Source organism: Paenibacillus sp. UNC217MF (genome assembly GCF_000686865.1).
Taxonomy (GTDB): Bacteria; Bacillota; Bacilli; order Paenibacillales; family Paenibacillaceae; genus Paenibacillus_B; species Paenibacillus_B suaedae.
Genome location: NZ_KK366028.1, coordinates 36,065 through 51,289, shown reverse-complemented (window position 1 = coordinate 51,289; position 15,225 = coordinate 36,065). Strand labels below are relative to the sequence as shown.

Annotated in this window: 13 protein-coding genes; 1 reads left to right on the top strand and 12 read right to left on the bottom strand. The window is 49.1% G+C overall.

Features of this window, described 5'->3' with window-relative positions:
* The first annotated feature begins 214 nt into the window (after positions 1-214).
* A complete protein-coding gene (locus tag BP95_RS32710; RefSeq protein WP_036592674.1) occupies positions 215-439 on the top strand; it encodes a hypothetical protein in 225 nt (74 codons plus the stop codon).
* Here BP95_RS32710 and BP95_RS0121870 read toward each other — a convergent pair.
* The 12 genes from BP95_RS0121870 to BP95_RS0121815 form a co-directional block, all read right to left on the bottom strand.
* Positions 393-1,214: an MBL fold metallo-hydrolase gene (locus BP95_RS0121870; protein ID WP_021257524.1), complete on the bottom strand. Its 822-nt coding sequence runs from the start codon at positions 1,212-1,214 to the stop codon at positions 393-395. The two genes, BP95_RS32710 and BP95_RS0121870, sit on opposite strands and share 47 nt — an antisense overlap.
* Complete coding sequence (gene yycI, locus BP95_RS0121865; RefSeq protein WP_028533239.1) at positions 1,211-1,960, bottom strand: two-component system regulatory protein YycI; 750 nt, start codon at positions 1,958-1,960, stop codon at positions 1,211-1,213. Before yycI ends, BP95_RS0121870 begins: the two co-directional genes overlap by 4 nt.
* A 33-nt stretch (positions 1,961-1,993) precedes the next feature.
* Entirely contained in the window at positions 1,994-3,313 is a 1,320-nt protein-coding gene (locus BP95_RS0121860; protein ID WP_021257525.1) for a YycH family regulatory protein, read from the bottom strand.
* Positions 3,307-5,097 carry a cell wall metabolism sensor histidine kinase WalK gene (gene walK / locus BP95_RS0121855; RefSeq protein ID WP_414813129.1) on the bottom strand — a complete coding sequence of 597 codons (1,791 nt, stop codon included), beginning with the start codon at positions 5,095-5,097 and terminating at the stop codon, positions 3,307-3,309. The genes BP95_RS0121860 and walK overlap by 7 nt, the downstream gene beginning before the upstream one ends.
* 80 nt (positions 5,098-5,177) lie before the next feature.
* Positions 5,178-5,912, bottom strand: coding sequence for a response regulator YycF (gene yycF / locus BP95_RS0121850; protein ID WP_021257527.1), 735 nt, complete (start codon positions 5,910-5,912; stop codon positions 5,178-5,180).
* A gap of 209 nt (positions 5,913-6,121) precedes the next feature.
* Positions 6,122-7,657: a peptidoglycan DD-metalloendopeptidase family protein gene (locus tag BP95_RS0121845; protein ID WP_028533238.1), complete on the bottom strand. Its 1,536-nt coding sequence runs from the start codon at positions 7,655-7,657 to the stop codon at positions 6,122-6,124.
* A gap of 314 nt (positions 7,658-7,971) precedes the next feature.
* On the bottom strand, positions 7,972-8,766 hold the full coding sequence (locus BP95_RS34095) for a hypothetical protein (protein WP_028533237.1): 795 nt from the start codon (positions 8,764-8,766) through the stop codon (positions 7,972-7,974).
* A gap of 242 nt (positions 8,767-9,008) precedes the next feature.
* Positions 9,009-10,292, bottom strand: coding sequence for an adenylosuccinate synthase (locus tag BP95_RS0121835; protein ID WP_028533236.1), 1,284 nt, complete (start codon positions 10,290-10,292; stop codon positions 9,009-9,011).
* 174 nt (positions 10,293-10,466) lie between these two features.
* Positions 10,467-11,825 (bottom strand): replicative DNA helicase, encoded by a 1,359-nt coding sequence (gene dnaB, locus BP95_RS0121830; RefSeq protein ID WP_021257531.1) that lies wholly within the window; start codon positions 11,823-11,825, stop codon positions 10,467-10,469.
* Between the two features lies 1 nt (position 11,826).
* A complete protein-coding gene (rplI, locus tag BP95_RS0121825; RefSeq protein ID WP_028533235.1) occupies positions 11,827-12,270 on the bottom strand; it encodes a 50S ribosomal protein L9 in 444 nt (147 codons plus the stop codon).
* On the bottom strand, positions 12,267-14,225 hold the full coding sequence (locus tag BP95_RS0121820) for a DHH family phosphoesterase (RefSeq protein ID WP_028533234.1): 1,959 nt from the start codon (positions 14,223-14,225) through the stop codon (positions 12,267-12,269). Before BP95_RS0121820 ends, rplI begins: the two co-directional genes overlap by 4 nt.
* An 11-nt stretch (positions 14,226-14,236) precedes the next feature.
* Positions 14,237-15,190, bottom strand: coding sequence for a YybS family protein (locus BP95_RS0121815; protein WP_231515172.1), 954 nt, complete (start codon positions 15,188-15,190; stop codon positions 14,237-14,239).
* Between the last annotated feature and the right edge of the window lie 35 nt (positions 15,191-15,225).

Here is a 15,225-nt window from a genome sequence, read left to right as displayed (position 1 = left end):
GGATCGATCCACGGGTTGAACCACTGCCTTCGCAGCATCATTACACCACGGAATGATATGGCTGAAAATCGTCAACACTATATATTAATGCACACTATGAGCTTGTCATGTAAAAGAAATGTAATAGATTTGCAAGCTTGTACATATTCTATCATACAAACAGGGAATTGAGAGAAACAATCTCCCTCCCCTAATAGAAAGGAGAACTAGATTTATGACGACTTCAAGCACAATCTGGTCGGACATCGACCTAGTCGGACAACTAGCTGATATGAAGGAAGATCAATACCGTCTCACCTTGGCTTTATCCACCCTCATGGAGCTTCTCGTGGAGAAAGGCCTGATTACGCAGGAGGATATATCACGGAAAGCCAATGATCTCGACAGATGGCTTACAGACGAACCACAGACTTCGCATGAACCGTATCCCATGCCGTAGGCTTGTCATAATACGTATCTTTTAATTGCAGTTCACTCTCTTTGTAAAAATGGCCGTTGTCCTCCATAACTCCCTTTACCGTCATGCGGGCGAGATCCATCATATTATGATCCCGGCTTAAATGCGCCAAGTATACGCGGCGGGTATTACCCGTAGCAATCTCGCACAGCGCCTCGCCTGCCGCATCATTGGACAAGTGCCCCATATCTCCTAGAATCCGTCGCTTAATATTCCATGGATACCGCCCCATACGAAGCATCTCCGTATCATGGTTCGATTCCAGCACAAGCACATCCGAATCGATAATCTCATCCCGAACCTTATCGCTCATATAACCTAAATCCGTTGTCACACTCAGCTTTGTCTCGCCTTCATAGAACTTATAACCCACCGGCTCGGCAGCATCATGAGAGATACCGTATGATTCTATGCGTAGATCCCCGAAATCGCGCGCTTCCCCCGTTTGCATGACAATCCGATTTTCGTCTGCAATTTCACCCACATGCTTCTCTAGTGCTTCCCATGTGTTCTCGTTGGCATAGATCGGCACGTTGTGCTTGCGTGAGAAGGCTCCAAGACCTTTGATGTGATCAGAATGCTCATGCGTGACGAATATGGCGTCAATCTGCTTGCCCGAGAGCCCCTGTTCCTCCAGGAGCTGCTCTGTCCGCTTGCAGCTTAGACCAACATCGATCATCACAGTTGCGTCTTCATTCTGAATGACCGTTGCATTGCCTGTTGATCCACTCGACAGTACTGAAAATCGCATACTCATCTATCGTTCTCCTTCTTTCCTTCTTGCGGAGTATCAATTGCTCCACTTATCGCATTCACATAATACACTTCATCATTTTCCAAGAGGATGCGCCAAGACGGCGCTGCCACCTGTGTATTGGCCGCATCGAATATTTGACCATGGTAGCCAAGCTGTACATCCTTGACGACGGCCCCTGACATTAAGGCGCTCAAGATCACATGCTCCAATGCTTGAGAAGCCGGCAAGATCTTCTGCTCCTTGCTCTCCTTAGCTTCAATCAACTCTACATACTGCTGCCGGAACCCCTTAATCTTCTGCTGGCTGTGTGCCAGCTCCAATGTCACTTCGAATATCGGCAGGCCATTTGGCAGTCGCTGATACAAGACGAATGTTCCATTTCTACCCGTCAACGGGTCATATCGGTACATCTCAATATGAGGAATATCCCCTTGCAGGGACTTGATCAAATCATTCTCCATAAATACGATCTTCGTATCCTGCGGCTGCTTGAGCGGTTCCATCTGATCGCCCCGCTTCACGAATCGGTACGTGATTTCACGTAAGGCGGGTGTCTCTGAAGGAATCTTGGCTGTAACTTGAATCTTTTTTACTTCCATCATCTTCTTCGCCGCATCAGACAGGGAGGTCCAATCCAGCTCGGAATGCATTTGGTCGCGTACCTCTTGCCAGAGCTGATAGCCCAGCACAATATTGAGCAGCAGAAAAGCATAGATCAATATATTCTTCGCCCGACCCCAATCCATTTGACTCCTCCCTTCTGAGATACGATCTTACGTTCATTTCTTAACAGATCCATCGAGCAATGCGGTCGACCCATCCTTGTACTTTACCTGCCATGCAGGCAGCAGCCGAACCGTCTCCTTCCCTAGCTCAGGGATATATACCGGGTCAACTCCTACGATTTGCTTCTTCTGACTGAGAGCACTCAATTTTTGAAGCAACGCGTCCCCAACCACCAGTTGGCGCATTTCCTTCTTCTCTGCACGCTGATGAAGTTGTACAAGAGACCGCTCATAACTCGTAACCGTGCCCTCTTGCATCGTTACCTGCATATACCCGAAGCGGAAGCGACTTGTATTGACAATCGGGTAAGAGCCCCAATATTGCTGGAATCGAAAGGCTGTCCCTAATCCACTGGTTGCTCCGTTCAGCACATCCTTCTTCTCATTGTCCGGCAAGGTGACACGATATCTGCCATTCCAGCCTCCATGCTGGTTAATGAAGCGGACTGCTGCCGTGACATCAGAAGCAATATCCTGCTGCCCTTCCGTCTGCACAACAGGATCGGAGTAGATAAGCCATTGCAGGCCCCTATTCACTTCCAAGCCGCGCTTAACGTCGGTATAAATTTCCGAATTCCCAGTCTCTATATTTTTCGTAACGGTAGGATCATTGAACAGGCTGCGCTGCATCTGCTCTGCCGTAATTCGATCATAGGGAAGCGTAACCTCAAGCAGTTCAATCGGCTGTTCTGGAACATAATATGACCCGTTAACCAACTTATAAGGCGTCCAAGACCGTCCGAATTCGACCTGCTGCTTCACATCCTGCTCGGTCAAGTCTGCTCGGGTCGACTCATAGACAGCGTCCCCCTTCGCATTGAAGAAGAAGACGCGGACTTCCTTCGTATCCTTCGTCGTATACAGCCATATTCGACGAATACTCTCATCCATAAGCGCAGAATCGTCACCAATCGGAAACACCTTCTGCAGCAGTTTCAATGGGATAGGCGCGTGGAAAAGCAGTTCCACTCCCTCATTCTCCTCGCGTATTCGATTCCAATCCACCGCAGAAAGCGAGCGGTATTGGAACCCATCATACGAGCGTCCCTGCAGCCGCTTCACAATAATGTTATAGAACGTCATGCCTGGATATAGAATGGTATGCTTATTTCCTCCGAGATGAAGAACCAGCTGTTCCGGGAAGATTAGATTCTCTACCTTCTCCTCAGGCCCGAGCGGATCGGTCGTAATGTAGTCGCTGGTCGACTTTTTGCGTACATCGAAGTTCGGCATGCTATAAGCAAGGAAGAAGCTCTGCAGCAAGCTTAACAGCACAAGAAATGTTAGCAGCATCGTCTTAAATCGCTCTACCATTCGCTTGCCTCACTCCCTTCCGCCTTCATCGATGTCAACGGAAGCGAGAAGGTAATTTGTGTACCTTCGCCCCATTCCGACTCAATCCATATATCCCCACCATGCGTTCTCACAATTTCCCGGGCAATGGACAAGCCTAGTCCTGTACCGCCCATATTGCGCGAACGAGCCTTATCTACCCGATAGAATCGTTCAAATATTCGTTCCAAATCCTTCTGTGGAATGCCCAGCCCATTATCCTGCACTGATACATGAAGCATGCTGCGAGAAGAATCCAGAACCGCAACCAGCTTCACCTCGCCGCCGTCTGGCGTATACTTCACCGCATTGGACACAAGGTTATCCAGCAATTGATCGATCTGATCCCGATCGATCATCACTAAGCCTCCCTTGCCAATGTCCGGATCAATGACAACTGATGCAGCAATTCCCTTATTGCGGAACTGGAAGGAGAATCGGTCGATGACATCCTCCAGCATCTCCGTCATATCCGTCACCTGCTTGCGCAGCTTCGCCTGCTTCGAATCAAGGCGCGACAGATGCAGCAAATCCGTAACGAGACGAATCATGCGCTCCGTCTCGTTCTGTATAACGCCAACGAAGCGCCCTGCAAGCTGCGGCTCTTCCAGCGCGCCGTCGCCTAATGCCTCAACATAACTCTTAATCGTCGTCAGTGGCGTCCGCAGCTCATGCGACACGTTGGCTACGAACTCGCGGCGAGACTGCTCCAGCTTCTCCTGCTCCGTCACATCCTGCAGCACGACAATTGATCCTGTCATACCTTCCCCACGGCGATGAACCGGGGTGAAGGATATGCGCAGGATTGTCTCGCTATCTTCATCACCCTCATGTTCTTCTGTTCGAGGAAGCAGCATCCAGTTCAGCTTGCCGTTCACCATCTCATCGATCTGTTCCTGCGGCACACGAAGCACCTCGGACATGGGACTGCCCTCTACCTCGCCTTGCTTGATGCTTAGCAGCTTGCACGCTCGTCTGTTGACGAGAATAACCTGACCTTGTTCATCGGTCGCGACAACGCCGTCACTCATATTTGTCAAGATGGATGCCAGCTTCTCCTTCTCTTCCTCATTCGCATTCAGCGCTTCCTGCAAGCGCCTCGTCATATAATTGAATGCCTCACTCAACTGGCCGATCTCATCGGTGCCCATCACAGGAACTTGTCCTGCGAAGTTCCCTTCCGCCACCTTCGTTGCTTGCTTCGTTATCTCCTTGATCGGTTGTGTAATGGTATGGGCCAGAATGACACCCAGTACGGCCGTTAACCCAAGTGCAATCGCCATCCCCGAGAGGAAAATCCGATTGATCCCCTCAATTGTCGCGTACAGCTCCTTCATTGATGCGACAATGTATAGGGCCCCGACGAGCTTCCCATTGGAGTAGACGGGCTTCGCCAGCACCTGCTTGCGCACATTGTCCTCATCAATGATAACTTCCTGGTTGTCACGCATGCCCTGCAGGGCCCGATTCACTACTGTCTCTGTATTTTTGCGTCCTACATATTCCATATGGGTAGGCACAGATGTCGTCAATACCTTCCCGGTTACGTCCAATACCTGTATTTCCACACCATTCATATTGATGAAGCTGCGCACGAACTTATTGAGCGCCTCCAGCGTCTGCTCATCGTCCAGCGTCTCATCACCCTTCAGCGTCTGACCCGCGTAAATAGACATGAGCTCTGCTGTGTTCTGCAGCTCCTTCGTAAAGTTGGTCGTCTGCGTATGCTTCATCGAACTGACGAAGTAGACACCGATGAGCTGCATCGCAATTAAGATAAGCAGAACATAAATAATAATCAGCTTCGCCTGAATGGTGCGAAAAAATCGACCTAGCCCCCGCTTCACTAGAATCCTCCACTCCGCGGATTGCGCATCATATATCCCAATCCGCGCCGTGTAATGATATATTCCGGCTTGCTCGGATCATCCTCAATCTTCTCGCGCAGGCGGCGTATCGTTACATCCACCGTGCGCACATCTCCGAAATACTCATATCCCCACACTGCCTGCAGCAGGTGCTCGCGTGTCATGACCTTGCCAGCATTGCGCACCAAGTAGAACAGCAGTTCATACTCCCGATGCGTCAAATCCAGCATAGCTCCGTTCTTATAGACTACATACATATCCGTATCAATGAGCAGCTCATGCAGCTTCATACCCTGCTTCTCTGCGGCAGATGTCTCAGCATCCTCTTCTGGATCTGGAGTAGAGATTTTGTTTTGGCGCCGCAAGTGAGCCTTAACCCGAGCCAGCAGCTCTCTCGTGCTGAACGGCTTCGTCACATAGTCATCGGCCCCCAATTCCAAGCCTAATACCTTATCAAGCTCTGTGTCCTTCGCCGTCAGCATAATAATAGGCATATGCAAATGCTGACGTACCTCACGGCACACATCCATCCCGTCCTTCACGGGTAGCATCAAGTCAAGAAGCATAAGATCCGGCTTCTCCGATATTGCCAAATCAACGGCAGCTCCCCCATCGAAGGCGCAGATGACCTCGTAGCCTTCCTTCTCCAAATTAAACTTTAAAATATCTGCAATCGGTTGTTCATCATCTACAACGAGAATTTTGCCGTACACGAATCCGCACCTCTCCCTCTACCTTCACATTTCCTGCCACGTACTAATACAGTCACAAATTCCGTTCTGCATGCAGCCAGTCCTTATGTCACTCTATTTTACCATAATTGTCTCTACATCCCGAACCCAAACGTTGGAGAAGACGGCATAACGCGGCAATCTAAATATAAAAAAGACGGGACATCCGATTCGTCCCGTCTAGCTTGCGTTTATAAGTATTTAAGAGGATTCTGCACTTCGTCATTTTTAATAATTTCGAAATGCAAATGTGTACCTGTGGAATCGCCCGTATTGCCCATTACGCCAATATCTTGACCCTTCTCCACAATATCGCCGGCATTGATATTAATTTTGCTTAGGTGGCCGTACAAGGTTTTGTACCCATTGCGATGGTTGACGATGATGCAATTGCCATACCCGTTCTTCACACCCGCAAACAGTACGACGCCTTCATCAGCAGCCATAATCGAACGATCCGAGGATACCATGTCGATCCCCTTGTGCATGCGGCCCCAGCGCTTGCCGAATCCGCTTGTCAAGGTTGCACTGTTCACAGGCCAATCGAAGGAGCCTGTCCCTTCGCCGCGCACGACCTTCGTACCGCGAATGACAATCTCCGGAATGGCAGGCTCGACAACCTCTTGCTCAATCCATTCCTCGTGGGACAGCTTGCCGTTGTCCTTCACCAGGCGATAAGACATGCGCTTTAATCCCTGTTTGCCCTTGCGCACGACCTTGGACTCCCCCGAGCGCATATTCGGATCTTCCTTAATCATCTTCTGCGGCTCAGTCACCAAATACTCGCTATAAGCTTCAACCGTCTTCACGGTAATAAGCGGCTTCGTATCCGTCAAATTAAGAATTTGTCCATCCTGCAGACGTTCCTCCCCGACAGTCGGGTTGTTATGGTAGATCGCATCCATAGAGACATTCATCTTATTTGCAATTGAAGAAACGGTATCTCCTGCCCTCACAATATATTGGAGCTTATTCGTGAGGCCTGTCGTCAGCTTGCTAATCGCCTCATCCTGCGTCATCAGTTGGTCTGGGCTAATATTGGCATTTTCCGTGCTGACACGCTCGCGGAAACTGACAGATTCCAAGCGTGATACGGCTTTCGTGGCCTTCGCAGAGCGCATAGGCGCAGCTAATACGCGCACTTCCTTCGCATTCCCTTTGTTCGATGCAGATGGAGTGTACTTCGCCTTTACCTGCTTCAATATTTTCTCGGCCGTAGCCTCGTCATTCACATATCCGACTGTCGCGCCGTTGATCTTCAGCTCTACACCCTCTGCATATGCAGGCGTCAATTGATCGAGCTTCGCTAACGTTGCTTCCGTTGTCGGCTTCGCCTTGAATCCGGAATCCTCAATCGTTCGAATTCCCTCTCGATTTATCTTCATATGGGCGTTCGGATACTTAGCCTGTTCCTTCTGGAGCCGAGCTGCATAATATTGCTCTACTTCTTCTAGAGCAGACACCGTGCCCACCAGTTCATTCTTATGGTATACATGATAAAAAGGTATCGTATTGGCTTGTACATAGGTAATGCCTCCCCATACTGCAGATGCAGCCAATGCCATGCCACTCATTGCGAATACAATCGTTCTTTTCCTCTTTGTCATCCATCGGGTTGCAGGATTCCTCGTCAACCGTTCCCGCCATGCAGCCGTCCATTGTTGCCATCGGTTGCGATCATTCATTTGTTCCTTTTCCTCCCGACGATTTCCGTTGAAACGTTCCATGATGGTCTCCTTTGCGAATACAATGCCTATATTCTCATACGTAATGTGATCTTTTTCTATGAAAATTTACAAAAGTTAACGTTTTGTCATCTTTTTTTAATGTACCATAGGTCGAAAGTACATTGCAACTTGACCGAATTCGTCATTTTTTGGACGTTGTTCATCCTTACACCCCTTACTTTTCCAAAACAAAAACGCGAAAATGTGCTCTCCGTAGGAGATGGCCACTTTCGCGTTTATTATGCAATCCTTTTAATCGGTTTATTCAGCATATGTTCTCACAAAGATGTTCATCGTGAAGCCTATGAATCAGACTACGGTGTTCCCGAGCTTTCTGTCTTGCTTTCCTTCGCATTTGAACCATCTGTAGTGCTTGTAGTATCCTTCGTCTTCGATTCTCCCACCATCCACTCCCGCATCTCCTTATATTCCTCGTCATTCAGATGCTTCGCGAGAATCTGTTCGACTTCCATAACCTCACTGGAAGTCAATCCTCCCTCCATTAAGGTAGAGATGCGCTGCCAATCCTCTTGCGGGAGCTTCTTCATCAAGGTTGCAAAGATTTGATCCTTCTTCTCCTTCGACAACTCTTCCTTGCTCTTCGCTATCGCGTCAGGCGGCACTATTATTGCCTCCCGCCCCTTCGATTCCTGACCGGATGTTATGCCCCCCATTACCGGAAAAGCGCCATCAGGCGTTGGAGTTGATCCGCTCTTGCCTTCATTTCCTCCAGCAGATGGGGATCCTGTCGTTCCGCCGCCATTCGTCTCAGTCGCTCCCTGCCCATTCCGATTCGATCCCGATTCCTGACTATTAGTAGTGGTTCGTTCTGTATGGTTTCCGCTATTTCCCGTTATCCCATCCTGACTCGTACCTGTAGACTTATTATTTGATTGACTAGCCGTTTGTACATCGGAGCCAAGCAGAACACCCCACATAGAGGTAAGTGTCAGCGGCTTCCGTTCTATTGGGATATGGAAACTATCCAAGGCAGTCTGAATATATCGATCGACTACGATCGCTGTCGTTCCAACCGTTAATAAGCTAGATAATATACCTACGACCAAAATCGTCATTGCTAACCGCATCACACGCCACACTAAGCGCATCTATACTACCTCCTAGCCAGCTCTTGCTGTCACGCGAGGGCAATAGCCCTCCCTCGTGCCCGAGTGTGTATAATAGAGTACTAGCAGCCTCTAGCAGCCTCTAATATGACTCTTCTTCCTCTATCTTGTATTCGGGATCCGTGCCGGCCCACAGTCATTTACTGTTTAGTATGCCCAATTATATACAAAAAAAACGACTCTTCCCGAAGGAAAAGCCGTTTCGTTTCTATATTATGCTGCAATTAGCGGTAGATAGAACGCACTTGGTTCGTCTGCTCGCGGTTGCGGCCAACGGAGAAGATCGAGATCGGAATGCCTGTCAGCTCCGATACGCGCTTCACATAGTTGCGTGTTGATTCAGGCAGTTCATCAAGCGTCTTGCAGCCTGTGATGTCTTCCGACCAGCCTGGCATTTCTTCATAGATTGCTTCGCACTTCGCAAGCATATCCAAGCTTGCTGGATAGTGCTCGATAATCTCATCGCCGCACTTGTAAGCCGTACAGATTTTAACTGTCTCCAGTCCAGTCAATACATCAAGCGAGTTCAGGGACAAGCCTGTAATCCCGCTCACACGGCGGGCATGGCGTACGACGACACTGTCGAACCAGCCTACGCGACGTGCGCGACCTGTTACTGTACCATACTCATGGCCAGCTTCGCGGATGAAGTCGCCTGTCTCATTGTTCAGCTCTGTTGGGAACGGACCATCACCAACGCGAGTCGTATAAGCCTTCGCTACGCCGATAACCTCTTCAATCTTGGATGGGCCAACACCAGAACCGATGCAGACACCGCCAGCTGTTGGGTTCGAAGAAGTAACGAACGGATACGTACCTTGGTCGATATCAAGCATAACGCCCTGCGCACCTTCGAACAATACCTTCTTGCCGTCATCGATTGCATCATTAAGTACAACCGAGGTATCAACCACATACTTGCGAATGAATTCTGCATATTCGAAGTATTCCTGCAACGTAGCTTCGATATCCAGCTCTTCGCCGCCATACATTCTGATTAACTCGTTCTTCTCATTTGCCAAGTGGCGGAATTTCTTCTCGAATACATCCTTGTCGAGCAAGTCGACAATACGAATGCCGTTGCGAGCTGCTTTATCCATATAACAAGGTCCGATCCCTTTGCGGGTCGTTCCAATCTTGTTCGGGCCTTTGCGCTCTTCCTCCAGACCGTCCAGCACCATGTGATACGGCATGATGACATGCGCACGATCACTAATGCGAAGATTATCGGTAGAGAAACCATTTTCGTGAATATATTCAATCTCTTGGATTAGTGCCTTTGGATTGATGACCATACCATTACCGATTACACAAATTTTGTTTGTGTAGAAAATACCGGATGGAATCAGGCTCAGCTTATATTTCTTATTATCAATCAAGATCGTGTGTCCCGCATTGTTACCACCCTGATAACGCGCAACCACGTCGGCGCTTTCGGCGAGGAAGTCAGTGATTTTCCCTTTCCCCTCGTCTCCCCATTGGGTTCCTACGACGACTACTGTAGACATATTCATACCCCCGGCGGGTGTTTACACACCGTTATTCACTGCTTTTTTAAGCTTTTGCTCCAAGCAGCATACCTAGTTTATCAGTCAAATAGTGCAAAGTCAACGAAAAGCGAACGTTGATATCCGACCTTAACCAAATGTTCGGAAAACAACGTTCGCTTTCTTTTACGCTTATTATCCCGCAGAAGCGTCCTGATGATTCCTTTCGTAGCTGACGAATTTGTTGAAGTTCTTCAAGAACACCAACTCCACCGTACCTACTGGACCATTACGCTGCTTAGCGATAATAATTTCGATAATATTCTTTTTCTCCGTATCCTGATTGTAGTAATCATCACGGTACAAAAATGCAACGATATCAGCATCCTGCTCAATGGAACCCGATTCCCGAAGATCGGACATCATCGGACGCTTATCCTGCCGCTGCTCTACGCCCCGGCTTAACTGGGACAAGGCAATAACGGGAACCTCAAGCTCACGGGCTATCTGCTTCAGCGTACGTGATATCTCGGAGACCTCCTGCTGACGGTTCTCGCCTGGCTTGCCGCGTCCTTGAATCAGCTGCAAGTAATCGATCAAGATCATGCCAAGACCATGTTCCTTCTTCAGGCGTCTGCACTTGGCTCGGATATCCGCCACCGTTATCCCTGGTGTATCATCAATGTAGACCTCTGCCTCGGACAAGGCTGCGATGGACATCGTCAGCTTCTCCCAGTCATCATCCTCAAGCGCACCTGTACGAAGCCGTCCTGCATCAACATTCGACTCGGCGCAGACCATACGTTGTACAAGCTGTGCCGCGGACATCTCGAGACTGAATATCGCTACCGTCTCCTTCGCGCGAACCCCAACATTCTGGGCTACGTTCAAGGCGAAGGCTGTCTTGCCGACGGACGGACGAGCAGCCACAATAACAAGGTCACTGCGCTGGAAACCCGATGTCATCTTATCCAAATCAGGGAAGCCTGATGGAATTCCTGTCGTCCCTCCGCCAGTCTGCTGGCTTAATGTCTCAACCTTATCATAGACTTCCATCAACACATCTTTAATCGCGATAAAGCCGCTCGAAGAGCGGCGATTCGAAATTTCTAAGATACGTCGTTCCGCATCGCTAAGCAATCCAGAGACATCCTCGCCGCCTGTATAGCCTTCACTTGCGATTTGCGTGGCAGTCCGAATGAGACGTCGCATCATTGACTTTTCTTCAATAATTTGCGCGTAATAATCGACGTTGGCTGCGGTAGGTACCGCATTGGCCAGTTTCGTCAAATAAGACACACTGCCGACGTCTTCCAACTGCTGCTTATCCTTCAGCTTCGCTGTAAGCGTTACAAGGTCTATCGGCTGGTTGTCTTCGCCCAGCTCGATCATCGCCTCATAGATCATCTGATGGGCCGGATTGTAGAAGTCCTCGGACTGAATCCGCTCCATCGCCGTGATCATCGCTTCGGAGTGGAGCAATATAGCGCCGAGAACGGCCTGCTCAGCCTCCAGGTTCTGCGGCGGAACACGATCGACATACATCTCGTTCATTCTATTCCTCCGTTACGTGCACCTTCATCGTCGCCTTGACTTCAGGATGCAGCTTCACGGCTACATTCGTATATCCCAGCGTACGAATCGGGTCATGCAGTTCGATTTTACGCTTATCTATTTTGATCTTCATGCCTGCAAGAGCTTCTGCAATTTGCTTCGATGTGATGGCACCGAACAGACGGCCGCCTTCACCAGCCTTTGCCTTCAACTCAACTGTTGTTTCTCCCAGCTTCGCTGCAAGCATTTCCGCATCTATCTTTTCTTGTTCCTTGCGTTTATCTTCTGACTTCTTCTGTTGATCCAGGGTCTTAAGATTGCCGTCCGTCGCCGGACGAGCCAGTCCCTGCTTGATGAGGAAATTTTGAGCGTACCCTTCGGAAACCTCTTTGACTTGTCCTTTCTTGCCTTGTCCTTTTACATCCTGCAACAAGATGACTTTCATTCGAACAACCCCTCTTCTGCGTCGATTTCTTCCAGCACGCGCTTCAGCTTCGCTTCTGCCTCAACAAGCGTTCCTTGCAATTGAGCTGCGGCATTCGTTAGATGTCCGCCGCCGCCCAGCCGTTCCATAACGACCTGTACATTCATCTGGCCCAGCGAACGCGCGCTAATCCCGATGAGTCCGTCATTTCGCTCGCTAATAACGAACGAAGCGAGAACATCGGTCATATTTAATAGCGTATCAGCTACCTGTGCAATGAGCAACTGAGAAAATTTTCGTCCTGGCTCTGTAACCGCAATCGCAATATGTCCATACAGCATCTGTGCATGGCGGATGACTTCCGCCTTCTGAATATACTCATCCAGGTCTTCCTTCAAGATGCGCTGGATAAGCAATGGGTCTGCACCTTGTCTGCGAAGGAAGCTTGCCGCATCGAATGTACGCGAGCCTGTTCGCAGCGTGAAATACTTCGTGTCTACCGTGATTCCTGCCAGCAATGCCGTTGCCTCCAGCATGCTGAGATTTATCCGATTATGGATATATTGCAGCAGTTCCGTAACAAGCTCAGCCGTAGAAGATGCATAGGGCTCCAAATAAACGAGAACCGCATCATTAATGAACTCTTCGCCTCGGCGATGATGATCGATAATGACAATCCGATCCGATTGAAGCAAACGCGGCTCTTCTACCATAGAGGCTTTGTGTGTATCACATACAACCAGAAGGCTTGCTTCCGTAATCATTTCGATAGCTTCCGCTCGAGAGATAAACCTTGACCATAGAATTTCATCCTTCTTCAAATAGTCCACTAGACGATCGATCGAAGGATTGCTCTCTTCCAGCACGATATAGGCTTCAATTCCAAGCATTCGGCATGCGTTCAGCACGCCAATCGACGATCCAATCGAATCCGTATCCGGATTTTTGTGCCCCATAATGAACACAGCGTCGCTCTGCTTAATGAAATCTCGAAGCGCGTGCGCGATAACCCGTGCGCGAACCCGAGTCCGTTTCTCTACCGCATTCGATTTACCGCCATAGAACGATAATCGTTGTCCCATGCGAACCGCTACCTGATCTCCACCACGGCCAAGTGCAATATCCAAGCTTGACTGTGCCAGCTGACCCAGTTCTGGGATACTGTCTGCGCCAGCTGCAATGCCCATGCTGAGTGTTACTGGAAGCTTATTATCAAGCGTCGTCTCCCGAACCTCGTCAAGAATAACGAATCTCGTCTGCTCCAGTGCCTTCAGTGTCTGCACATCCATAATCATGAAGTGTCGATCAGAGGACAGCCGCTTCATCAATACACCATGCTCGCCTGCCCAGGACGTAATCTGTCCATTTACACGCGCGAGCAGGGCAGCCCGCTGCTGGTCGTCCAGCCCTTGGGTCGATTCCTCCAAGTTATCCATAATGACGACTCCGACTGCTATCCGTTCTTCGTCATAACGTTTACGTAAGCTCCACAGGTCAGTAATGTCCGTAAAGTAGACAACCCGCTCCTCTGGCACAATATCCGCATGTACGATACGCCCACCGATGAACAATTCAGCGGAGCGATCCTTTTCTTTTCCCATATGAAGCTGTGGGAAGATATCCGTCAATTCCTCTCCAACTAACCCATCCTGTCCGGTTAGCTGAGATACATAAGGATTATGCCATTCTATGACACGATCCTCACGATACAAAAGGATGCCATACGGCAAGTCGATGATGGCCTCTTCCCCAGCCCGCTTTACTCGTAATCCAAGCGTTGATAAATACGACTCCGTCTCTTCCCGGAATTTACGTTCTGCCGTGAACGATGCCATAGCGAGCGCTGCAATACTGATCCATGCCAATACCCCGACTCCCCAGTTATACCAGGTCAGCACTAAGCTCATGGCGATCAATACAACGAATGTCCAGCTTGTATGCTTCGTATACCAACGTTGGAACAATAGTTTAGGCATGCCTTCTCACCCTATACTTTTGGTTTGGACAGGTACTTCCGCATCGGAAGGACGAGATCCACCAATCCTACAATTCGAAGTAGTGAATAGAGCAGTGGAATGAACAATGCAGCTACTGTAATGACAATCGGCAGCACCTTGCCCCATTTCTTCATGTGCGCAAAGAAGAAGAGAAAGGCAATCCCCTGCACTACGAATGCCAACTGCAAGAGCGGCGCCAAGTTCAATACAATCATCGTTAAGAAGCTGTCCGTTGACTTCGGGCCAACAAGGTCAAGAATCACAACGATGAAATAGTACACGACAAGAGACTTCGGAAGCATCCATTGGTGTACAGGTTTCATCTTCTGCACATCATGTCCTTGCGCGGTTAATAGACGACGGCTGATAGCGTACGTAATCGTACCCATATACAGCGCACTCACAATCATCATAAATGGAACCATCTTGCTCATGAGAAGCGCAAATTGTTGTTTCATTTCTGCTGTCACTTGCGTCGGGAATAGTGCAGACTGCTCAACACCGACCATCCCGTAGTTCAGCATCTCAATCACAAATTCATACACATTGAAGTCTAGTACCCACTTCGCTATGACGAAGAGGACAAGGGACTCAACGAGAAAGGTCACGGTTCCAGCAACGAACACGTTGAGTGCAGGCTTTCTGCTTTTAAACATGTGGCCAATGACAATGCCCGGAATAATAAAGTACAAGGCGGTTACAGCAACAATCATGCCTGCCTTCCCCATTAACAAGTAGACGACGGCAAGCACGGCAGCAGTGATAAGAGCGAATCTCTGCTTTGATTGCGTTGCATACAGCATCACAAATGGAACCGCCATAAAACTCATCGTCAACACCTGTATCGGCTGCAATATGGATAATAACAATACGAGCGCTACAATCGCCCATAATAAAGACGATGACCAGCGGTTTTTCAATACGTTCACCTCTTGCGCATTCAATCTTTTTCCCCCGGAAAGAAACCCCGAGACCGCTT